This window comes from Pseudoduganella sp. UC29_71, from assembly GCF_042693265.1.
Lineage (GTDB): Bacteria > Pseudomonadota > Gammaproteobacteria > Burkholderiales > Burkholderiaceae_D > Rugamonas.
The window spans coordinates 5,334,085-5,355,959 of record NZ_CP170549.1 but is presented as its reverse complement, the minus strand read 5'-3'; the positions used below and the strand labels follow the sequence as shown (position 1 = coordinate 5,355,959).

The window sequence follows — 21,875 nt, the reverse complement described above, 5'->3', positions numbered from 1 at the left end:
ACTGGAGCACACCATGAACACCAACAAAACCGTCATCGTCACCGGCGCATCGAGCGGCATCGGCTTTGCCATCGCCAAGGCTTACCTGGCGCGCGGCTACAACGTGGTCGGCAACGCCCGCAGCGCCGACGGCCTGCAGACCGCCGCCGCCCAGCTGGGCAATCCTGCCAACTTCGTGCAGGTGCCGGGCGACATCGCGCTGGCGTCCACCGCCGCCGCGCTGTTCGAGAAAGCCGTTGCCGCCTTCGGCAAGGTGGACATCCTGATCAACAACGCCGGCATCTTCCTGCCCAAGGCCGTGGGCGATTACACCGAGGAAGAAGTCAACGCCATCGTCGGCACCAACCTGATGGGCTTCTTCTACCCGTCGCAGCAGGCGGCCCGCCACATGAGCGCCAACAAGGCCGGCCACATCGTCACCATCACCGCCTCCATCGCCGAGCAGCCCAACGCCAAGGTCAACGCGCTGCTGCCCATCCTGATCAAGGGCGGCCTGAACCACGCCACGCGCGGCCTGGCCATCGAACTGGCCGGCTCCAACGTGCAGGTAAACGCGGTGGCGCCCGGCATCATCCGCACCCCGATGCACGGCACCGACGAAGGCACGCAGAACTTCCTGAAGGGCCTGTCGCCCGCCAACCGTATCGGCGAGACCGACGACATCGTCAACGCCGTGCTCTACCTGACCGATTCGTCCTTCGTCAGCGGCACCGTGGCCGTGGTCGACGGCGGCGCAGCGGCCGGCACCTGGTAAGCCAGCTTTCACCCACCACCTCAATCAAGGAGAATCACCATGCCGTACGTAAATATCCGCATCACCAAGGAAGGCGCCACCCCTGAGCAGAAGCTGGAACTGATCGAAGGCGCGACCGACCTGCTGCAGCGCGTGCTGAACAAGAACCCGGCCACCACCTTCGTCATCATCGACGAGGTGGAGATGGACAGCTGGGGCGTGAACCGCGAAAACGTCATCACCATGCGCAAGCGCGAAGCGGCGGAGCGCGCGGCGGCCAAGCTGGGAGACAAGTCATGAAACTGGTGTTTGCCGGCGACCCGATGTGCTCGTGGTGCTACGGCTTCGGCAAGGAGCTGGCGGTGCTGACGCAGCGCCACCCGGAGCTGGAACTGCAGATCCTGGTGGGCGGCGTGCGCGCCGGCGCCACCGATCTGCTGGACGAGACCGGCAAGCAGTTCCGCCTGGGCCACTGGGCGCGCGTGGAAGAGGCCAGCGGCCTGCCGTTCAACCGCGCCGCGCTGCTGGCGCGCGAGAACTTCGTCTACGACACCGAGCCGATTTGCCGCGCTGTCGTGGCGGCGCGCCGCCTGGCGCCGCAGGCCGACCAGCTGGCCGTGTTCCGCGCGCTGCAGCACGCCTTCTACGTCGATGGCCTGGACACCACCAGCGGCAAGGTGCTGGCCGACGTGGCAGCGGCCGCGCTGGCGAAGCAGGGCCACGCGGTGACGGCGGCAGCCTTGTTCGCCGAGTGGGACAGCGCGGCGGCGATCGCCGTGACGGCGGCGGAATTCAGCCACGTCCGTTCGCTCGGCATCCGCAGCTTCCCCGCGCTGCTGCTGGAGACCGAAGCCGGCTTGTATGAAATCAGCCCCGGCTATGCGCACGCCGACAAGCTGGAGCAGCAACTGCAGGCCACCCTGCAGCACATGGCCGCAGCCGCCTGAGGCTGCACGGGAGGGCGCCGGCCGGCGCCTTCCCATTTTTCAGGGAGCACGAGATGAAGCAAGCATCCACACAGTCCGCCGCAGCCGACGTTGCGGCCATCGCCGGCGTGGCCGAGGCCTACCTGCGCGGCGTCTACGAAGGCGACACGGTTGCGCTGGCCGCGCTGTTCGCGCCGGAAGCACTGGTCTTTGGCGACATCAACGGCCAGCCCTACTTGAAGACTATCGCCTCCTACCTGGAGGGTGTCGCCGGCCGCGCCAGCCCGCAGTCGCTGGGTGAGCCGTACCGCATGCGGGTACTGTCTGCGGACAGCATGGGCAACATCGGCAGCGTGCGCCTGCATTCACCCATGCTGGGTTTCAATTACCACTTGTACCTGACGCTGCGCCGCAGCGAGAGCGGCTGGCGCATCGTGAACAAGACCTTCGCGCACATTCCGTGAGTGCCCGGGCGGCGCCGGCGCATTCGCGGCCTTTAGCCACGGGGCGGACCGCCGGGACGCAAAATCCTGGCCACCGGCGCCGCCCGCAGGCGGAACGCGTCCGGCATGCCGGCGCCGAGCAGCGGCCGCAGGTACAGGCGGAAGGCGTCCGTCACGTCGGTGCCGCTGGCGCTGATGAACTCGTCCTCCATGGTGCGCGTCTTGCCGGCCACGTGCTCCAGCGGCAGCAGTTCGTAGTCCACCGAATAGTAGCCGGTGCGCTTGATGGCCACCGAGCCGCAGCGCTCGCCCCACATGGCGAACTGCACCGCCTTCTCGCCCACCTCGCGCGCCTCGCGCTGGTCCACGTCCGACACGCAGCCGATGAAGGAGCGCTGCAGATAGCCGAAGGTGTCGCCGCGCACGCGCTTGATGCCCAGCTTGTCCTTGATCTCGTCGCACAGCAGGTCGGCCAGCGCGCCGGTGCCGGACAGTTGCACATTGCCGTGCGCGTCGCGCTCCACTTCCTTGGCCAGCAAGGTGGCGATGGCTTCGCCGGACGCGTCGTGGATGCCTTCGGACACGGCGATCACGCAGCGGCCGTGCTTCTCGTAGGTGGCCTTCACGTCCGCCAGGAACTGCTCCAGCGAGAACACGCGCTCGGGCAGGTAGATCAGGTGCGGGCCGTCGTCCGGGAACTTCTTGCCCAGCGCCGAGGCGGCAGTGAGGAAGCCCGCGTGCCGCCCCATCACCACGCCCACGTAGACGCCGGGCAGCGAGGCGTTGTCCAGGTTGGCGCCGGCGAAGGCCTGCGCCACGAAGCGCGCCGCCGACGGGAAGCCGGGCGTGTGGTCGCTGCCCACCAGGTCGTTGTCGATGGTCTTGGGAATGTGGATGCAGCGCAGCGGATAGCCGGCCGCCTTGGCGCGCTCGCTGACGATGCGCACCGTGTCGGAAGAGTCGTTGCCGCCGATGTAGAAAAAGTGCTCGATCTCGTGCGCGCGCAGCACCTCGAAGATCTGCTCGCAGTAGGCCGCGTCCGGCTTGTCGCGCGTGGAACCCAGCGCGGAAGAGGGCGTGGCGGCCACCAGTTCCAGGTTGTGGCTGGTTTCCTGGGTCAGGTCCACGAAATCCTCGTTGATGATGCCGCGCACGCCGTGCAGCGCGCCGTACACCCGCGTGACGTGGCGGAAGCGGCGCGCCTCCAGCACCACGCCCGCCAGCGACTGGTTGATGACGGCGGTCGGCCCGCCTCCCTGTGCGACCAGAATTTTTCCCGACGGCATGCGCATCTCCTTGTGAGTGGACTGCCGCCAGCTTACTCCGTTTTTACTCGGCTTTGGCGGCCGGACCGATGTGCTTGTTGAGGAATGTCTCTACCCGGCCCCAGAAGTCGAACTGGGTCTGGGGCAGCGACCAGCCGTGTCCCTCGTCGTCGTAGATGACCAGTTCGGCTTCGGGATTGCCGGCCTTGACGGCATTGTAGAAGGCCTTGGCCTGCGCGATGGGCACGCGCCGGTCCGCGCTGCCGTGCGCCAGCAGCACCGGACGGGTGACGCGCCCGGCCTGCTGCAGCGGCGAGGTGGCCTTGAACCGGTCCGCGTCCCGGACCGGATCGCCCACCAGCACGGGCAGGCCGAACTGGCGGTAGCTGTCGCCCATGTCGGAAACGAAGCGGTTGCCCTGGCCGGCCAGCATGGCCAGGTCGGTCACGCCGGCCCAGCTCACGCCGCAGCGGTACAGCTGCGCGTCGTTGACCAGGCCCATCAGCGTGGCGTAGCCGCCGTAGCTGGCGCCGGCGATGCAAATGCGCTTGGGATCGGCAATGCCTTGCGCCACCGCCCAGCGCGTGGCGTCGGCCACGTCGTCCTGCATGGCCAGGCCCCATTGCTTCCAGCCGGCGCGGAAGTGGCGCGCGCCGAAGCCGGTGCTGCCGCGGAACTCCGGCTGCAGCACGGCGTAGCCGCGCGAGGCCAGGAATTGCGCCTGCGCGTCCCAGCCCCATTCCTCGCCCCGCACGAAGGGGCCGCCATGCACCAGCACCACCATGGGCAACTGCGGCCTGGCTTGCTTTTCGCTGCCCTTGGGCAGGGTCAGCCACGTTGGAATGACCAAGCCGTCGCGCGCCTTCACGCGGTGCAGGTCCTGCTGCGCCATCCGGGCCGGATCGATGGCCGGGTGCGCGCTGCCTAGCTTGTTGAGTACCTTGGTCTCGGTGTTGTACACCAGGTAAAGCGCCGGCTGCTTGTCGGAAAACGCGCTCACCAGCACCCACGGCGACTGCGGCTGCTTCGGCGGGCGCAGCAGGTTCGATGTATTCGGCAGCAGCGCGTCCACCGCCTGCTGCACCTTGGCCATGGCCGGGTCCAGCCACGTCATGCCGCGCGCGTCGCTCAGCAGCTCCACGCCCAGCATGCGCCCCTGGCTGTACACCAGCTCGCCGGAGAAGTCATAGTCGGCCAGCTCGATCAGCGCCTCCTTGTCCAGCTGGCTGCTGGCCAGGTCGTAAGTGCGCAGGCTGCGCTTGTCGGCGCCGGCCTGCGCGGTGACGTACAGCTTGCCGTTCGCGCCGAAGCCGACCGGGTGGAACACGCCCGACGTGAGGCCGTAGGTGGCGAAGCTGGCCAGCTGGCGCCAGTTGTTGTGCGCCGGGTCCAGGTAGTGCAGCGCGCTGCGGCCCGCTTCTTCCGTCACCGCCAGGCGCGGCACGCCGTGCTGGTCCAGCAGCCAGTCCTGCACGTCGCCGGGGCGTCCCAGCGTTTCCACCGCGCCGGTGACGGTGTTCAGGCGCAGCAGGTCGTAGCTTTTCACTTCGTTGCGCACTTCGTTGAAGTTGGCGCGCCGCACGTACACGGCATCGGAATTCTGTGCGCCGTCCTGCCGCAGCAGATAGGTGTTATACGGCAGCACGCGCGCGCGGATGTTGGTGCCGGTGGTGTCGCGCCCATAGGTGGCGCGCTCGACCAGCTGGCGCAGGTCGCTGCCGTCGCGGTTGGCCGCATACATGCCCGGGGCGTAGTGCACGGCGCCCGGCGCCTGGTTGCGGTCCACCGTGTCGAACACCAGGCGCTGGTTGTTCACCCATTGGAACTGGCCGATATCGACGTCGCTGAAGCGCGCCACGCCGTTCACGGCATTCGATTCCAGGTTGACCACCGCCAGGCCATCGCGTTCGGTGCCATTGTTGATGCGGAAGGCGGCGTAGCGCCCGTCCGGCGACAGCTGCACCGCGCTGATGCTGGCCCGGCTGAAAAAGCTTTCCACGGCGGGCGGCGTGGCGGCGGCCGTGGTGGCTGTGGCGGCCAGCGCCGTCAGCGCAGTCAGCGACAGGGCGCCGGCCAGGATGGAGCGATGAATCAGACTGCGCATGGATAGGTCCTTCATGGTTGGGAGCCGATGTGACGGGCCAGGAACGTCTCCACCCGGCCCCAGAAGTCGTAGCGGTTTTTCGGCAGCACCCAGCCGTGGCCTTCCTCGTCGTACTGCACCCACTCGACTTGCTGGTTGGTCTTCTGCACCGCGTCGCGGAATTTCTTGCCGTGGTAGATGGGCACGCGGCGGTCCGAGCCGCCGTAGGCCAGCAGCAGTGGCTGCGTGATGCGGGACGCCTGCTCCAGCGGCGAGGTGGCCTTCAGCTGTTCGGCGTCCTTTTCGAGGTCGCCCACCAGGTAGGGCATGCCGTACTGCTTCCACGAATCGGGTAGGTCGGACTGGAAGCTCCAGTGGCCGGTGTACATCAGCTTGATGTCGGTGACGCCGGCCCAGTCGATGCCGCAGCGGTACAGCTCGGGGTCCTTGATCAGCCCCATCAGCGTGGCGTAGCCGCCGTAGCCGGCGCCGGCGATGCAGATGCGCTTGCCGTCCGCGATGCCCTCGGCGATGGCCCAGCGCGTGCCGTCGGCGATGTCGTCCTGCATTTTCAGGCCCCATTGCTTCCAGCCGGCGCGGAAGTGCGCCTCGCCGAAACCGGTGCTGCCGCGGAACTCCGGCTCCAGCACGGCGTAGCCGCGCGAGGCCAGGAACTGGGCGTTTGCATGCCAGCCCCACTGGCCGCCGCGCACATAGGGGCCGCCGTGCACCAGCACCACCATGGGCAGGTTCTTGCGCTGGCCTTTGGGCAGGGTGAGCCAGGCGGGAATCTTCAGGCCGTCGCGCGCCGCATAGGTCACCAGGTCCTGCTTGCCCATCTGGGCGGGCTTGATCTGCGGCCGGGCCTCGCCCACCTTGCTGAGCTTCTTGGTGGCGCTGTTGTAGAGCAGGAAGACGCGCGGCTGCACGTCGGAATACGCCTCCACCAGCAGGTTGGGGGTGTCCGGGTGCGACGGCGGCGTGACCAGGTTGACGGTGCCCGGCAGCAGCGCGTCCACTTCCTGCTGCACCGCCTGCATGGCCGGATCGAGCCAGCGCGTGCCCACGGCGTCGGCCAGGAAGCGTACGCCCAGCAGCTTGTCCTTGTCCATGATGAGGCGGCCGCTGAAGTCGTACTGCTCCAGCTCCACCAGCGGCTTGGGATTGATGTTGCCGGCGGCCAGGTCGTAGCTGTGCACGGCCGACTTGTCCTTGTAGGCGCTGGTGACCACGTACAGCGTGCCGTCCGGCGCGAAGGCCAGCGGCCGGAACGAACCCTTGCCGCCGGTGAACTGGCCGAACGAGACCAGCTCGCGCCACTCCTTGGTGGCCGGGTCCAGGTAATGCACGGAGCTGCGGCCTTTCTCCGCCACGGTGACCAGGCGCGGCTCGCCCTTGCTGTCGAGCAGCCAGCTTTGCGCGTCGCCGGGACGGTTGACGGTGGTGGTGTAGCCGTTGCGCGTGTTCAGGCGCAGCAGGTCCACATACTCAACCTGGCCGGGGCCGGTGATTTTCTTGCTGGTCACGTAGGCGTATTCGCTGTCCTGCGCGCCGCGCTGGCCCAGCATATACGTGTGCCAGGGCAGTATGCGCTGCACCGCCAGCCCGCTTTGCACCGCGCCGCTGCGCGCGGCCAACTGGCGGAATTCCTTGCCGTCGCGGTTGACCGCGTACAGGCCGGGCGCGTAGCGCAGGTCGCCCTGCCCGGACTGGTTGTCGGCCGTGTCGAACAGCAGGCGCTCGTCGTTGACCCAGGCGAACTGGCCCACGTCGGCATCCTGGAAACTGGCCACCGCCTGCGCGCTGCCGTTCGCCAGGTCCACCACCGCCAGGCGCTCGCGGCCGTTGGCATTGGCCAGCTTGGCCGCCAGATAGCGCCCGCTCGGCGACAGCTGGGCCGCGCTGAACTGCGGGTTGCTGAAGAAGTCCTGCAGCGGCGGCGCCGCGCTCGCCGGCGCCTGAACCTGAGCTGCGGCAGGCACGGCCAGCACCGCCCAGGCGGCCAGCAGGGCCGGGAACAGGCGTTGAAGAAAATTCTGCATGAATTACCCTCGAAGTTACAAAATAATCAATATAGCAAACTTTGGCTCAAGGCTGGGGACCGATGTGCTGTCCCAGGAATTTTTCCACCCGGGTCCAGAAGTCGATGCGGTTTTTGGTCAGCGACCAGCCGTGGCCTTCGCCTGGATACACCACCAGCTCGGCCGCCGGATTGTGGGCCTGGACGGCCGCGTGGAAGCTGCGCCCGTGCGGCAGCGGCACGCGGCGGTCGTCGCTGCCGTAGGCCATCAGCAGCGGCTGCCTGATGCGCGCGGCCAGGTTGACCGGCGACGTGTCGCGCAACTGCTGCGCATCCTGCACCGGGTCGCCCACCAGTTGCGGCAGGCCGTACTGCCGCCAGCCCGTATCGGCATCGGACACCACGCTCCAGTGGTCCTTGTACAGCATGGCCAGGTCGGTCACGCCCAGCCATTCCACGCCGCATTTGAACAGTTCCGGATTGTTCGCCAGGCCCATCAGCACGGCGTAGCCGCCATAGCTGGCGCCGGCGATGCAAATGCGCTGCGGGTCGGCGTAGCCCTGCGCAATGGCCCACTTGGCGGCGTCGGCGATGTCGTCCTGCATGGCCAGGCCCCATTGCTTCCAGCCGGCGCGGAAATGGCGTGCGCCGAAGCCGGTGCTGCCGCGGAATTCCGGCTGCAGCACGGCATAGCCGCGCGAGGCCAGGAATTGCACCTGGGCGTCCCAGCCCCATTCCTCGCCTCGCAGGAAGGGGCCGCCATGCACCAGCACCACCAGCGGCAGTCTCTTGCCGGCGCCGGCGGGCAGGGTCAGCCAGGCCGGGATGGTCAGCCCGTCGCGCGCCTTGATCCGCACCAGGTCTTGCTGGCCCATGGCGGCCGGGTCGATGCGGCCATAGGCCGCGCCCAGCCTGGCCAGTTCCTGCGTGTCGGCGTTGTACACGTAATAGGTCATGGGCTGGCGGTCCGAATACGAGGTCACCAGCATCCACGGCGTTTCCGGCCGCAGCGCGGGGCGCACCAGGTTCACCAGGCCCGGCAGCTTCGCGTCCACGCCCTGCTGTACCGCCTTCATGCGCGCATCCAGCCACACCGTGCTGCGCGCGTCGGACAGTACTTCCAGGCCGACGATGCGGCCGCCGCTGTAGATCACGCGGCCGTTGTAGTCGTAGTCGGCCAGCGAGACCACCGGCTCGGCGCCGAGCTGTTTGGTGGCCGGGTCGTACTGGTACAGCGCTTCCTTGTCCTGGCCGGCGCGGCTGCTCACGTACAGCTTGCCGTCCGAGCCCAGTCCCATGGGCCAGAAGCCGGCCGCCGAGTCGCCATAGGAGGGGAAGCTGGCCAGCTGGCGCCAGGCCTGCGTGGCCGGGTCCATGTAGTGCACGGCGGAGGTGCCATCCTGGTCCGACATGGCCACGCGCGGCTCGCCGCGCGCGTCCAGCAGCCAGCTCAGCACCTTGGCCGGACGCGGCAGCGTTTCCGCCTTGCCGGTGACAGTGTTCAGGCGCAGCAGGTCGAAGTGGTCCAGGTCCCAGCTCACCTCGTCCCAGTTCGCGCGGCGCACATAGATCGAGTCGCTGTCCTGCGCGCCTTGCTGGCCCAGCAGGTAAGTGTTGTAGGGTAGCGTGCGCTGCTTGATCATGCTGCCGGTTTCGCTGGCGGGCGTGAAGCTGGAGTCCACCAGCATGCGGAAGCCGCTGCCGTCCAGGTTGGCCGCGAACAGGCCGGGCGCGCTGTTGCGGTCGCTGGCCGGCACGCTGGCGTCGCGCGTGTCGAACACCAGGCGCTGGCCGTTGACCCATTCAAATTCGTCGATGTCCACGTTGTCGAACCGCGCCACGCCCTTGATGCTGCGGCTGGACAGTTCCGCCGCGTACAAGCCGGCGCGGTGGCGGCGCCCAGCAGGGCGGTGAATGCGCAGGCCAGGGCGGCGCGCAGGGGAAGCATGATCGGCATAGGGGCGGCAAGCGGCACCTGGCGTGCACTTGCAAATAAAATAATTTCCCTACAATAACATTTACCGTTTGGTTTGCCTAGCTTTGCTCGGGGGCGCGGATGTGGGCCAGCAGCGCCGCGGTGTCGCGGCCCGGCGCCGGCGTCAGCAGGCTGATCACGGCCATGGCCAGCATGCCGGCCGGCACGCCGAAGATGCCGGCCGATACCGGCGCGATGTGGAACCACTGCCCGGCCGCGCTGCCGCCCAGGATGGGATTGGCGTGCAGCATGTAGTACAGGCACACGCCGAAGCCCACTATCATGCCGGCCACCGCGCCCTGGCGGTTGGCGCGCGGCCAGAACACGCCCAGCACCAGCGCCGGGAACATGGTCGAGCCGGCCAGCGAGAACGCGGCGCTCACCAGCGACAGGATGTCGGCAGGCTTGGTGGAGGCGGCGTAGGCGGCGATGAAGGCCACCGCCAGCAGCAGCAGCTTGGAAATGGTGACGCGCTTTTGCGTGGACGCGTTGGGGTCGACGATGCGGTAGTAGATGTCGTGCGACAGCGCGTTGGAAATGGCCAGCAGCAGGCCGTCCGCCGTGGACAGCGCGGCAGCCAGGCCGCCCGCCGCCACCAGGCCGGAAATCACATAGGGCAGGCCGGCGATCTCCGGTGTGGCCAGCACCAGCACGTCGCCGTCGATGGCGATTTCGGCCAGCTGCACGATGCCGTCGCGGTTCACGTCGGCGATGCTGATGAGCGGATTGAGCTTGTCCACATTGGCCCAGTAGGATACCCAGGTCGGCAGTTTCGCGAACTCGCTGCCCACCATGGCGGTGTAGACGTCGAACTTCACCAGCACCGCCAGCGCCGGAATGGTGAGGTAGATCAGCAGGATGAAGAACAGGGTCCAGAACACCGACACCCGCGTCTCGTGCACGGACGGCGTGGTGTAGGAGCGCATCAGGATGTGGGGCAGGGCGGCCGTGCCCACCATCAGGCAGAACACCAGCGCCAGGAAGTTGTTGCGCTTGCTGTCCGACTGCGCCCGGTCCGGCGCCGGGAACGGTTCGGCGTGCGGCGTGGGCGGCGCGGCGCGGCGCAGGTTGTAGGCGCGCGCGGCGTCCCAGGCGGCGGCCGCTTCCTCCACGGTTTTCGGATAGTTGATCAGCGCTTTTTCCGCCGCGCGGATTTCCAGCAAGGTGGCGTTGCGCTGCTTGACCGCGTCCAGCCGGCGCTGCGCCTCCACGCGGCCGGCGTCCCAGCTGGCCGGCAGGCCGTCCAGCTTCTGGCCGTAGTCGTCGGCGCGCTGCAGGAAGATGGCGCGCACTTCGCGTTCCTTGGGATCGATCGCCAGGCTGGCTTCGCGCGCCCCCAGCGTGGGCAAGAGCTTGCCGTAGGCCACTTGCGGGATGGGGTTGCCGCTGTGCTTGGCTGACAGCCACATGGCCGGCAGCAGGAAGGCCACCAGGATGATGATGTACTGCGCCACCTGGGTCCAGGTGATGGCGCGCATGCCGCCCAGGAAGGAGCACACCAGGATGGAGGCCAGGCCGAGGAAGATGCCGACCGAGAAATCCACGCCGGTGAAGCGCGAGGCGATCAGGCCCACCGCGTAGATCTGCGCCACCACGTAGGTGAAGGAGACGATGATGGTGGCCGCCACCGCCATGATGCGCACGTAGCGCCCGTGGTGCGGGCCGCCGTAGCGCGCGGCCAGGAAGTCGGGAATGGTGTACTGGCTGAACTTGCGCAGATAGGGCGCGATCAGCAGCGCCACCAGGCAGTAGCCGCCGGTCCAGCCCATGATGTAGGCCAGGCCGTCGAAGCCGTGCAGGTACAGGGTGCCGGCCAGGCTGATGAAGCTGGCCGCCGAGATCCAGTCGGCCGCGGTGGCCATGCCGTTGAACATGGCCGGCACGCGCCGCCCGGCCACGTAGTATTCGGCCACGTTGGAGGTGCGGCTGACCAGGCCGATGGCGGCGTACAGCGTGATGGTGGCCAGCATGAACAGATAGCCTATCCACACGCGCGGCATGCCCTCCTTTTCCAGCACCGCCAGCGCCACCAGGAAGCCGGCGAAGCAGGCCGAGAACATCAGGTAGTAGCGCGACAGGCGCCTGAAGTAGCCGGGCTTGGCGTTCATGCGCGCTCCCCGTCCGGCGCGGCCGGCGCCGAGGCGGCAAACTGCTGGTCCAGCCAGCGCATGCGCCAGGCGTAGATGCCGATGATGGCCAGGTACACCAGCGAGGCGCCCTGCGCCGCCAGGTAGAACGACAGCGGCCAGCCGAACAGCATCATGCCGGTCAGCTCGCGCGCGAAGAACACCGCGCAGAAGCTGGTGGCCAGCCATAGCAGCAGCAGGGCGGCGGTGATGCGGCGCGTCTTGCGCCAGTGGCGGGCGCGGCGCGCTTGCAGGGGGCTGTCCGCCGTGCCGGGTGCGCCGGCCGCGTTGATGTGCTTATCCATAGTAGAGCTGGTCCTGCTCGGGTTCGTCGTCGGGCGCGCGCAGCGGGAAGGTCAGGCGGAACAGGCTGCCGGGCAGCTTGGCGTTGTTGCTGCGCGGGTTGCTGAAGATGTCGATGTCGGCGCCGTGCTGCTGCGCGATCTCGCGCACGATGGCCAGCCCCAGCCCGCTGCCTTCGGCGCTGCTGCCCAGGATGCGGTAGAAGCGCTCGAACACGTGGGTGCGCTCGGCCGGCGGGATGCCGGGGCCGGTGTCCTCCACCTCCACCACGCCTTCCTGCCCGGAGCGCCGCACGCGCACCGTCACCGAGCCGCCGGCCGGCGTGTAGCGCAGCGCATTGTCGATCAGGTTGGACAGCGCCTCGCGCAGCATGGTGGGGTTGCCCTCGATCGGCACTTCGCCGTCAGACGGCGCTTCGAAGCCCAGGTCGATGCGGTAATTGAAGGAGGCCGGCACCCAGTCGCGCACGGCGCTGCGCGCCAGCTCGGCCAGATCCACCGGCAGCAGCGCCGCGCCGGCCTGCGGCTGGTTCTCGGCGCGCGCCAGGGCCAGCAGCTGGTTCACCAGCCGCGTGGCGGACTCCGAGCTTTTCGCCAGCTGCTCCAGCGAGCGGTGGATTTCGCCCTGGTCGGTCTGGCGCAGCGCCAGTTCGGACTGCATGCGCATGCCGGCCAGCGGCGTTTTCATCTGGTGCGCCGCGTCGGCGATGAAGCGCTTCTGCATCTCGATCGACAGCGACAGCCGCGCCAGCATCTCGTTGAGCGAGCGCACCAGCGGCGTGATCTCCTCCGGCACCTGGCGCGAATCGATGGGACTCAGGTCGTCCGAGCTGCGCGCGCGGATGCGCTCCTGCAGCTGGGCCAGCGGGGACAGGCCCCGGGCCAGCGCGAACCAGACCAGGGCCAGCACGATGGGCAGCACGATGAACTGCGGCAGGATCACGCCCTTGATGATTTCATTGGCCAGCTTGGCGCGCTTTTCCAGCGTCTCGGCCACCTGCACCAGCGCCAGCCGCGTGTCCTCGGCGCCCTGGTCTTCCAGCGCCACCCAGGAATAGGCGATGCGGATCGGCGTGCCGTGCATATTGCCGTTGCGGAACTGCACCAGGCCGGGCTTGGCCTTGTCCTCGTCCGGCGGCGCGGACAGGTCGCGGTCGCCGTCCGCGACGGCGCCGTTGGGGCCGGCGATCTGGAAGTACACGCTGTCCACGTCGTCCGCGCGCAGGATGTCGCGCGCCGAGCCGGGCAGGCGCGGCGCCAGCTTGCCGTTCACTTCATGGATCTGCTGCGCCAGCACGGTCACGCTGTCTTCCAGCGCGTGGTCGAAAGGCTGGTTGGCGATGGACTTGGCCACCAGGTAGGTGATCGCGATGCTCATCGGCCACAGCAGCAGCAGCGGCGCCAGCATCCAGTCCAGGATTTCGCCGAACAGCGAGTGCTGGATATCGTCTTCCCTGGCGCCGCCGGCCGGCTCCCGCCAGGACAGGTCTTCCTCGTCCTGGCCTAGATCCTTGTCCATGGCGGTCCCGGCGTCGCGTTCGTTCACGGCTTACTTGGCTTCGCCGCGCGGCGTGTCGCTGTACTTTTCCAGGCAGTAGCCCAGGCCGCGCACGGTGGCGATGCGCACGCCGCCCACTTCGATCTTCTTGCGCAGCCGGTGCACATACACTTCGATGGCGTTGTTGCTCACTTCCTCGCCCCATTCGCACAGGTGGTCCACCAGCTGTTCCTTGGACACCAGGCGCCCGGTGCGCGCCAGCAGGATTTCCAGCAGGCCCAGTTCGCGCGCCGACAGGTCCAGCATCTGGTCGTTGATATAGGCCGAGCGGCCCACCTGGTCGTAGCTCAGCGGGCCGTGCTTGATGATGGTCGAGCCGCCGCCCTGGCCGCGCCGGGTCAGCGCGCGCACCCGCGCCTCCAGCTCGGACAGCGCGAACGGCTTGGCCATGTAGTCGTCCGCGCCCAGGTCCAGGCCGTTCACGCGCTGCTCGATGGAATCGGCGGCCGTGAGAATCAGCACCGGCAGCAGCGAGGAGCGCGCGCGCAGGCGGCGCAGCACTTCCAGCCCGGACAGCTTGGGCAGGCCCAGGTCCAGGATCAGCAGGTCGAATTCCTGCGTGGACAGGGCGGTGTCCGCCTCCTGGCCGTTCTTCACGCAGTCGATCGCATAACCGGACTGGCGCAGCGAACGGGTCAGCCCGTCGGCCAGTACGCTGTCGTCCTCGGCAAGTAAAATACGCATAATGTCACCCGGCTTCAGAAGCTTCCATTGTGTTTCATTTCACTTAACATGGCTAGTTTTTGATCGGCGTCAAACTTCTGAAAACAATGCTTGCAAAAAGCACTGGTTTTTTATACAGTACCACCTGTACAGACTAATCACTTGCCGAAAGATCAATCATGGACGACAAAAAAGGCGCAGTACCCGCCGGCGAAAAAGCCAAGGCGCTTGCAGCAGCACTGGCTCAAATTGAAAAGCAGTTCGGCAAGGGTTCCGTCATGCGCATGGACGCCAGCGCCCCCATCGAAGAAGTGCAGGTGGTCTCCACCGGCTCGCTGGGCCTGGACATCGCACTGGGCGTGGGCGGCCTGCCGCGCGGCCGCGTGGTGGAAATCTACGGTCCGGAATCGTCGGGTAAAACCACGCTGACGCTGCAAACCATCGCCGAAATGCAGAAACTGGGCGGCACCTGCGCCTTCATCGACGCCGAACACGCGCTGGACGTGGGCTACGCGCAGAAGCTGGGCGTGAACCTGCACGAGCTGCTGATCTCGCAGCCGGACACCGGCGAACAGGCCCTGGAAATCTGCGACGCGCTGGTGCGCTCCGGTTCCGTGGACATGGTGGTGGTCGACTCCGTGGCCGCGCTGACGCCGCGCGCCGAGATCGAAGGCGACATGGGCGACTCGCTGCCGGGCCTGCAAGCCCGTCTGATGTCGCAGGCGCTGCGCAAGCTGACCGGCTCCATCAACCGCACCAACACCCTGGTCATCTTCATCAACCAGATCCGCATGAAGATCGGCGTGATGTTCGGTTCGCCGGAGACCACCACCGGCGGCAACGCGCTGAAGTTCTACGCCTCCGTGCGCCTGGACATCCGCCGCACCGGCTCCATCAAGTCGGGCGACGAGGTGATCGGCAACGAAACCAAGGTCAAGGTCGTCAAGAACAAGATCGCGCCGCCGTTCAAGGAAGCGCACTTCGACATCCTGTACGGCGCCGGCACCTCGCGCGAAGGCGAGATCATCGACCTGGGTGTGGAAGCGAAGATCGTCGAGAAATCCGGCAGCTGGTACAGCTATAACGGCGAGCGCATCGGCCAGGGCAAGGACAACGCCCGCACCTTCCTGGTGGAGCGTCCCGAGCTGGCGCACGAAATCGAAAACAAGGTGCGCGCCTCGCTGGGCGTGCGCGAACTGCCGGGCCTGGGCGCCGAACCTGCACCCAAGCTCAAAGCGGTAGAGTAAGCTGGCAGTTGGCGGATTACGCGCCTGCGGCGCTAATCCGCCTACGATGCGATACGATCGTCGTCGTCGTTGCCGTAGGGCGGGTTAGGCGCAGAGCGCCGTAACCCGCCGAGCCCGCGTCCTGCCCTATCACCATGCCCCTCCCACCCCTCAGCCTCAAAGCCCGCGCGCTGCGCCTGCTGTCCACGCGCGAGCACAGCCGCATGGAACTGGCGCGCAAGCTGGCGCGCCACGCGCAAGAGGGCGACGACGTCGAAGCGCTGCTGGACTTCCTCGAAAAAAACAACTGGCTGTCCGAAGAACGCTTCTCCGAATCCCTGGTCCACCGCCGCTCGGCGCGCTACGGCAACGCCCGCATCGTGGCCGAGCTGCAGCAGCATGGCATCAAGGGCGAGGCGCTGAGCGAACTGAAGGCCGGCCTGGCCGAAGACGAGACTGCGCGCTGCTGCGAAGTATGGCGCCGCAAGTTCGGCACCCTGCCGCAGGACGCCCAGGAACGCAGCAAGCAAATGCGCTTCCTGCTGCAGCGCGGCTTCTCCCAGAAGGCCATCCAGGCCGCTATGAAAGGCGTCGATCTCGACGAATTCTGAGGCCTGCGCGCAAGCGCAAAACTCCCTGCGGCGGCTAATAATTTGCCACTACTTGTTATATGCCACGTCGCAAGTCGCGCCGGGGTGTGCTACACTTTTGGGGTTTTTGCAGCACCGCGGGTGCGGTGGTTGTCCGTAGAAGCTGCGGCAACGTGCTTTCTTGTTAAGAGAAATGTGCAAGGCTGCTTACTAATTTTTGCCGCGCGAGCGGCATCGGTCTTATGTCCCTGTCAACTCCAGTCTCCCGACGTGCGCTGCGGCACACGCGCGCCATAGACATCCAAGCGTTCGCGCGCGACGATGGCCTGTGGGATCTTGACGCCCATATCACCGACATCAAAGTTTAACGCCACCAAGCTCGCCTCCGGCGTGCGCGAAGGCGGTATGCCCCTGCACGACCTCTCCTTACGCATTACGGTAGACCGCCAACTGAATATCGTTGCCGCCGAAGCCGTCTCTGACGCGGTTCCCTATCCCGGTTTCTGCAACACCATCGGCCCCGCCTACGCGGCCCTGGTGGGACTGAACCTGATGAAGGGATTCCGGCATGAACTCAAGCAGCGCCTGCATGGCATCGCCGGCTGCACCCATCTGACGGAACTGGCCCAGATCCTGCCAACGGCGGCAGTCCAGGCCTTCGCCAATGATGTCTGGCCGACGCATGATGCGGCTAGCGACAACGTTCCGCACGAAAAGCCTTTCCAGCTCGACAAATGCCACGCCCTCCGCACCGACGGCGGGGCCGTGGCGCAGTTTTACCCGCGCTGGGTAGCGAAATCCGAGCTGGCCTAGCGCACGCAGCACAAAATCGTTTCTTACTTTACATAATCGCAACTTTACATATCAGTAAATCAGAAGGGAAGCCAGCATGAAAATCCATGAGTATCAGGGCAAAGAAATCCTCCGAAAATTCGGAGTGACGGTTCCGCGCGGTATCCCGTGCCTGTCCGTAGACGAAGCAGTCAAAGCTGCTGAGACGCTGGGCGGCTCGGTTTGGGTAGTCAAGGCGCAGATCCATGCTGGCGGCCGCGGCAAAGGCGGCGGCGTGAAAGTGGCCAAGTCGCTGGAACAAGTCAAGGAATACGCCAACCAGATCATGGGCATGCAGCTGGTAACCCACCAGACCAGCGCCGAAGGCCAGAAAGTGCGCCGCCTGCTGATCGAAGAAGGCGCGGACATCAAGAAAGAACTGTACGTATCCCTGGTCACCGACCGTGTCACCCAGCGCGTCGTGCTGATGGCTTCCTCCGAAGGCGGCATGGACATCGAAGAAGTGGCCGAGTCCCACCCGGAACTGATCCACACCATCGCCATCGATCCAGCCGTCGGCCTGACCGACGCTGAAGCGGCCGGCATCGCCGCCAAGATCGGTGTACCGGAAGGCTCGATCGCCGACGCCGTCACCAACCTGCAAGGCCTGTACAAAGCCTACTGGGAAACCGACGCATCGCTGGCCGAAATCAACCCGCTGATCCTGACCGGTTCGGGCAAGGTTATCGCCCTGGACGCCAAGTTCAACTTCGACGCCAACGCCCTGTTCCGCCAGCCGGAAATCGTTGCTTACCGCGACCTGGACGAAGAAGATCCAGCTGAAGTCGAAGCGTCGAAATTCGACCTGGCCTACATCTCCCTGGACGGCAACATCGGTTGCCTGGTGAACGGCGCCGGCCTGGCCATGGCCACCATGGACACCATCAAGCTGTTCGGCGGCGAGCCAGCCAACTTCCTGGACGTAGGCGGCGGCGCAACGGCAGAGAAAGTGACCGAAGCGTTCAAGATCATGCTGAAGAACCCGGAACTGAAAGCCATCCTGGTGAACATCTTCGGCGGCATCATGCGCTGCGACGTGATCGCCGAAGGCGTGATCACCGCGTCGAAGGCCGTTTCCCTGAAAGTGCCACTGGTCGTGCGCATGAAGGGCACCAACGAAGACCTGGGCAAGAAGATGCTGGCCGAATCCGGTCTGCCTATCATCGCAGCCGACACCATGGAAGATGCAGCCAAGAGCGTTGTTGCCGCTGCAGCCGGTCAAGCTTAATTAAGGAATCAACATGTCCATTCTGATCAATAAAGACACCAAAGTCGTCACCCAAGGCATCACCGGCAAGACCGGCCAGTTCCACACCCGTATGTGCCGCGAATACGCGAACGGCAAAAATGCCTTCGTCGCAGGCGTGAACCCGAAGAAAGCCGGCGAAGACTTCGAAGGCATTCCAATTTTCGCTAACGTGACCGAAGCGAAAAAAGAAACCGGCGCCAACGTTTCCGTGATCTACGTTCCACCAGCAGGCGCAGCTGCCGCCATCTGGGAAGCCGTGGAAGCCGAAATGGACCTGGCCATTTGCATCACCGAAGGCATTCCTGTCCGCGACATGATGGCCCTGAAGGACCGCATGGCCAAAGCCGGCTCGAAGACCCTGCTGCTGGGTCCTAACTGCCCAGGCCTGATCACCCCTGACGAAATCAAGATCGGCATCATGCCAGGCCACATCCACCGCAAGGGCCGCATCGGCGTGGTATCCCGTTCGGGCACCCTGACCTATGAAGCAGTGGCACAGCTGACCGCTCTGGGCCTGGGCCAATCGTCGGCAGTTGGTATCGGCGGCGACCCGATCAACGGTCTGAAGCACATCGACATCATGAAGGCCTTCAACGACGATCCGGATACCGACGCGGTCATCATGATCGGCGAAATCGGCGGTCCTGACGAAGCCAATGCTGCCTACTGGATCAAGGACAACATGAAGAAGCCGGTAGTTGGCTTCATCGCCGGTGTAACCGCTCCTCCGGGCAAGCGCATGGGCCACGCCGGCGCGCTGATCTCCGGCGGCGCCGACACCGCGCAAGCCAAGCTGGAAATTATGGAAGCCTGCGGCATTACCGTCACCAAGAACCCGTCCGAAATGGCGCGTCTGCTGAAAGCAATGCTGTAATTCACTCTTTTAGTGAATAATAACGGGGAGCTGCGGCTCCCCGTTTTTTTTGGGGGACGACCGGGGCGGGCAGGGCGTAGGGCGGGTTAGCGCAGCGTAACCCGCCACAACAGGCACGGAGACCAAGTTTGGGGAAGATCATCATTTCGCGCGACGGTGTGGTGGAACAGGAAATCCCGCTGAGCCGGGAGCGGATGACCATCGGCCGCCGCAGCCGCAACGACATCGTGCTGAGCCACCCTGCGGTCAGCGGCGAGCACGCCGTCATTACCACCATCCTCGACGAATCCTTCCTGGAAGACCTGCGCAGCACCAACGGCACCTTCGTCAACGGGCAGCGCGTGGGCAAGCACTTCCTGCAGCACCAGGACATGATCAAGATCGCCAAATACCGGATCGAATACCTAGCCGACGGCGTGCGGCCTGTGCCCGTGCCGATGGGCGAAAGCGCCACCATCCCCGTGCCCCCGGCGCCGCGTCCCGGCCCCGCGCCGACGCGGGTGGCGGCCCCCGTTCCAGCCGCGGCGCCCGCCACTCCGGCGCCCGTGCTCGGCCGCATCGAGGTGCTGAACGGCGCCAACGCCGGCAAGCAGCTCGCCCTGACCAAGCCGCTGACGACGCTGGGCCGGCCCGGCGTGCAAGTCATCGTCATCTCGCGCGCGCCGGACGGCTATTCGGTAGTGCAGTCCGAAGGCGACGCCATCGCCACCCTGAACGGCGCCGCCCTCGGCAAGCAGCCCCAGCGCCTGAAAGACGGCGACGTCCTCGACCTGAGCGGCACGCAGATGTCATTTAAACAAGATTTCGCCTGACAAAAATCGTCAACTGCCAAGTTTCGGCACCCCAGCTGACAAAAATCGTCAGCCCGGCACCACCAAAGTGACGAAAATTGGCGCAAATCTCATCAAAAAGCGCGGTTTCAGACCTGGCACACCAATTGCTCTAACTCAAGTGTGGCACCAAACAACCAGTTCACCTCTTGAGGAGCAACAAAATGAAATCGATGAAAATGATGAAGAAACAAGCCCAAGCCGGCTTCACCCTGATCGAACTGATGATCGTTGTGGCCATTATCGGTATCCTGGCAGCAGTGGCAATCCCTGCTTACAGCGACTACACCAGCAAGGCGAAAGCATCCAACGTGGTGTCGTCAGTTGACTCGATGAAGAAACAAATTGCGCTCTGCGCGCAAGAAAACAACGGTGACCTGACCGCGTGTGATTCCGGCACGAACGGTATCGTTGATGCTAGTGCTTGGAAGCCAACCAAGGAAATTGCTTCGGTGACTATCGTCGATGGCACCATCACCACCACTTTGTCAGCAACCGGCCTGGGTAGTGGTCTGGACGGCAAAACCATCACCTTTAAGCCTAGCCAGACGGTTGGTGATGCTGTGCTGCACTGGACTGTTGATACTACGATCAGCACCGCAGCCGTGGCAGAATCTCTGAAGAAGAACAATCCGCCAGCAGCACCAGCAACCCCAGCAACCCCAGCTGGCGGCTAATCAGACACGGCATTGCCCTGAGCTGGCGCTGCGGCGCCGCCGAAAAAAACCTGGCTGCGGCCAGGTTTTTTGCTTTCCACTTACACAATCTTCTGCCGGTCTGCGATCAGCGCTTCGTAGGTGAGGTTTTGCAGCAGGGTGTAGTGGGTCGGATCGAGGTTGACGAACTGCACACCATAGGTGAACACCTCAGGCTTGTCGGCAGTCGCCGGCTTGATCACATTGATGTTGCGGATGCTCGCATGTGTATTGACCAGCACCTGCCGGTTCCCCGGCTGCGCGATCAGCGTGAAGGACAGTGCCACCATCTCATCATCCGATTCCAGCGGCCGCTTCGACTCAATCAGCGCGCCTGACACGCTCAGGTTCACCAGGAATACCGGCACATTGCCGGTCGCCTCGCAATTGAGCTGCGCCGGAATATCCACCTTCACCCGCATCGCCGTGCGCAAGCTGGTGCCCTGGATTTTCTCGGGAAAGCTCAGATGCGCATAAAACAGCGGCCGCCCGAACACGCGCTGCACGATGGCCGAGAACGAGCACACGTTGACGCCCGAAAACACCCGTATCGTCAGCTTGTCGCCCTCGTTCACCGAGATCGGCGCGCCGTTCTCGAAAGGCACCTTGACGATCATGTACTCGTCCTTCACCCAGCCGATCAGCGTGGAAAAATGCTGGATAGGCTTCATGGTCCTGTGCGTGATGAACTGTATCCTGCCACCCACCTGCAGGTTCATCTGCTCGAATTCATATTCCTGCGGCTTGATCTCGGCTGGCGAAGTACCACTACTCATTCGTGCGACCTTTTGTTGTGCCTATGTCTATAAAAACGATTATATACCGGCCCCAAAAGTTTTACACTATTGCAATAAATCAGCCTTTGTCCTGCACAGAGTGGTTGATGCTACCGCGCGCAGCGCTTGCGCCGGCTTAGCTGGTCGCGCTCCAGTCGCCGCTCTTGCCGCCGTGCTTTTCCATCACGCGGATGTCGGTCATGACCATGCCGCGGTCGACCGCCTTGCACATGTCGTACACGGTCAGCAGGCCGACCTGCACGGCGGTCAGCGCTTCCATTTCCACGCCGGTCTTGCCGTAGGTTTCCACTTGCGCACTGCAGTGCACGCTGGAATTGGCTTCGTCGGTGGTGAAGTCCACCGTGACGCGGGTCAGGGCCAGCGGGTGGCACAGGGGCACCAGGTCGCTGGTGCGCTTTGCGCCCATGATGGCGGCGATGCGCGCGATACCCAGCACGTCACCTTTCTTCGCGCTTCCCGCTAAAATAATCGCCAGCGTCTCCGGCTTCATGCGGATGCTGCCGCTGGCGACGGCGATGCGGTGCGTTTCCTGCTTCGCGCCGACATCCACCATGTGGGCCTGGCCGGTGGTGTCGAAGTGGGTCAGCTGGTCGGGAGTGGAGGTGCTGGTCATTGGAGTATAGTTCGTCAGTTGCGGGTATCGACAGGTATCATATCATTGTGAAATCAAAACGTTTTTTGCTGCGCTT

21 protein-coding genes are annotated in these 21,875 nt (G+C 65.3%); 11 read left to right on the top strand and 10 right to left on the bottom strand.

What is annotated here, in order from left to right:
- Window positions 1-13: 13 nt before the first annotated feature.
- The 4 genes from ACFJI2_RS23780 to ACFJI2_RS23765 are packed head-to-tail and all read left to right on the top strand — an operon-like array spanning window position 14 to window position 2,123.
- Window positions 14-754: an SDR family NAD(P)-dependent oxidoreductase gene (locus ACFJI2_RS23780; RefSeq protein WP_377702186.1), complete on the top strand. Its 741-nt coding sequence runs from the start codon at window positions 14-16 to the stop codon at window positions 752-754.
- Window positions 755-793: 39 nt separating this feature from the next.
- A complete protein-coding gene (locus ACFJI2_RS23775; protein ID WP_107873859.1) occupies window positions 794-1,033 on the top strand; it encodes a 4-oxalocrotonate tautomerase family protein in 240 nt (79 codons plus the stop codon).
- Window positions 1,030-1,680, top strand: coding sequence for a DsbA family protein (locus ACFJI2_RS23770; RefSeq protein WP_107873862.1), 651 nt, complete (start codon window positions 1,030-1,032; stop codon window positions 1,678-1,680). The genes ACFJI2_RS23775 and ACFJI2_RS23770 overlap by 4 nt, the downstream gene beginning before the upstream one ends.
- Before the next feature lie 53 nt (window positions 1,681-1,733).
- Complete coding sequence (locus ACFJI2_RS23765) at window positions 1,734-2,123, top strand: nuclear transport factor 2 family protein (protein WP_377702185.1); 390 nt, start codon at window positions 1,734-1,736, stop codon at window positions 2,121-2,123.
- A gap of 32 nt (window positions 2,124-2,155) precedes the next feature.
- Here ACFJI2_RS23765 and ACFJI2_RS23760 read toward each other — a convergent pair whose 3' ends face one another.
- The 8 genes from ACFJI2_RS23760 to ACFJI2_RS23725 all read right to left on the bottom strand — a co-directional run bounded on the left by ACFJI2_RS23760 (window position 2,156) and on the right by ACFJI2_RS23725 (window position 14,115).
- Window positions 2,156-3,388 (bottom strand): 6-phosphofructokinase, encoded by a 1,233-nt coding sequence (locus ACFJI2_RS23760; protein WP_377702184.1) that lies wholly within the window; start codon window positions 3,386-3,388, stop codon window positions 2,156-2,158.
- Window positions 3,389-3,431: 43 nt separating this feature from the next.
- Window positions 3,432-5,471, bottom strand: a complete 2,040-nt coding sequence (locus ACFJI2_RS23755; RefSeq protein ID WP_377702183.1) for an alpha/beta hydrolase family protein — start codon at window positions 5,469-5,471, stop codon at window positions 3,432-3,434.
- Between the two features lie 11 nt (window positions 5,472-5,482).
- Window positions 5,483-7,492, bottom strand: a complete 2,010-nt coding sequence (locus tag ACFJI2_RS23750; protein WP_377702182.1) for a prolyl oligopeptidase family serine peptidase — start codon at window positions 7,490-7,492, stop codon at window positions 5,483-5,485.
- Between the two features lie 46 nt (window positions 7,493-7,538).
- Entirely contained in the window at window positions 7,539-9,350 is a 1,812-nt protein-coding gene (locus ACFJI2_RS23745) for an alpha/beta fold hydrolase (RefSeq protein WP_377702181.1), read from the bottom strand.
- 154 nt (window positions 9,351-9,504) lie between these two features.
- Complete coding sequence (locus tag ACFJI2_RS23740; protein WP_377702180.1) at window positions 9,505-11,553, bottom strand: sodium:solute symporter family protein; 2,049 nt, start codon at window positions 11,551-11,553, stop codon at window positions 9,505-9,507.
- Window positions 11,550-11,876 carry a DUF4212 domain-containing protein gene (locus tag ACFJI2_RS23735; protein WP_377702179.1) on the bottom strand — a complete coding sequence of 109 codons (327 nt, stop codon included), beginning with the start codon at window positions 11,874-11,876 and terminating at the stop codon, window positions 11,550-11,552. The genes ACFJI2_RS23740 and ACFJI2_RS23735 overlap by 4 nt, the downstream gene beginning before the upstream one ends.
- Window positions 11,869-13,392 carry a sensor histidine kinase gene (locus ACFJI2_RS23730; protein WP_377705894.1) on the bottom strand — a complete coding sequence of 508 codons (1,524 nt, stop codon included), beginning with the start codon at window positions 13,390-13,392 and terminating at the stop codon, window positions 11,869-11,871. The genes ACFJI2_RS23735 and ACFJI2_RS23730 overlap by 8 nt, the downstream gene beginning before the upstream one ends.
- A gap of 30 nt (window positions 13,393-13,422) precedes the next feature.
- Window positions 13,423-14,115 (bottom strand): response regulator transcription factor, encoded by a 693-nt coding sequence (locus ACFJI2_RS23725; RefSeq protein ID WP_107873882.1) that lies wholly within the window; start codon window positions 14,113-14,115, stop codon window positions 13,423-13,425.
- Window positions 14,116-14,273: 158 nt separating this feature from the next.
- Between ACFJI2_RS23725 and recA the strand changes: the two genes are divergently transcribed.
- From recA to ACFJI2_RS23690, 7 genes are all read left to right on the top strand, one after another.
- Complete coding sequence (gene recA / locus ACFJI2_RS23720) at window positions 14,274-15,341, top strand: recombinase RecA (protein WP_107873885.1); 1,068 nt, start codon at window positions 14,274-14,276, stop codon at window positions 15,339-15,341.
- Window positions 15,342-15,475: 134 nt separating this feature from the next.
- Entirely contained in the window at window positions 15,476-15,931 is a 456-nt protein-coding gene (gene recX, locus ACFJI2_RS23715; RefSeq protein WP_377702178.1) for a recombination regulator RecX, read from the top strand.
- Between the two features lie 384 nt (window positions 15,932-16,315).
- A complete protein-coding gene (locus ACFJI2_RS23710; protein ID WP_377702177.1) occupies window positions 16,316-16,723 on the top strand; it encodes a DUF2889 domain-containing protein in 408 nt (135 codons plus the stop codon).
- Window positions 16,724-16,799: 76 nt separating this feature from the next.
- Entirely contained in the window at window positions 16,800-17,969 is a 1,170-nt protein-coding gene (sucC, locus tag ACFJI2_RS23705) for an ADP-forming succinate--CoA ligase subunit beta (protein ID WP_107873894.1), read from the top strand.
- 13 nt (window positions 17,970-17,982) lie between these two features.
- Window positions 17,983-18,864, top strand: coding sequence for a succinate--CoA ligase subunit alpha (sucD, locus tag ACFJI2_RS23700; RefSeq protein ID WP_056401948.1), 882 nt, complete (start codon window positions 17,983-17,985; stop codon window positions 18,862-18,864).
- A gap of 128 nt (window positions 18,865-18,992) precedes the next feature.
- Window positions 18,993-19,676, top strand: a complete 684-nt coding sequence (locus tag ACFJI2_RS23695) for an FHA domain-containing protein (protein ID WP_377702176.1) — start codon at window positions 18,993-18,995, stop codon at window positions 19,674-19,676.
- Between the two features lie 182 nt (window positions 19,677-19,858).
- The gene (locus ACFJI2_RS23690; protein WP_377702175.1) at window positions 19,859-20,371 is read left to right on the top strand and encodes a prepilin-type N-terminal cleavage/methylation domain-containing protein; all 513 of its coding nucleotides are present in this window, start codon (window positions 19,859-19,861) and stop codon (window positions 20,369-20,371) included.
- Window positions 20,372-20,451: 80 nt separating this feature from the next.
- On the opposite strand, the gene ACFJI2_RS23685 is transcribed toward ACFJI2_RS23690, so the two are convergent.
- The gene (locus ACFJI2_RS23685) at window positions 20,452-21,165 is read right to left on the bottom strand and encodes a flagellar brake protein (RefSeq protein ID WP_107873904.1); all 714 of its coding nucleotides are present in this window, start codon (window positions 21,163-21,165) and stop codon (window positions 20,452-20,454) included.
- Window positions 21,166-21,301: 136 nt separating this feature from the next.
- The gene (gene moaC, locus ACFJI2_RS23680) at window positions 21,302-21,799 is read right to left on the bottom strand and encodes a cyclic pyranopterin monophosphate synthase MoaC (RefSeq protein ID WP_132137842.1); all 498 of its coding nucleotides are present in this window, start codon (window positions 21,797-21,799) and stop codon (window positions 21,302-21,304) included.
- Between the last annotated feature and the right edge of the window lie 76 nt (window positions 21,800-21,875).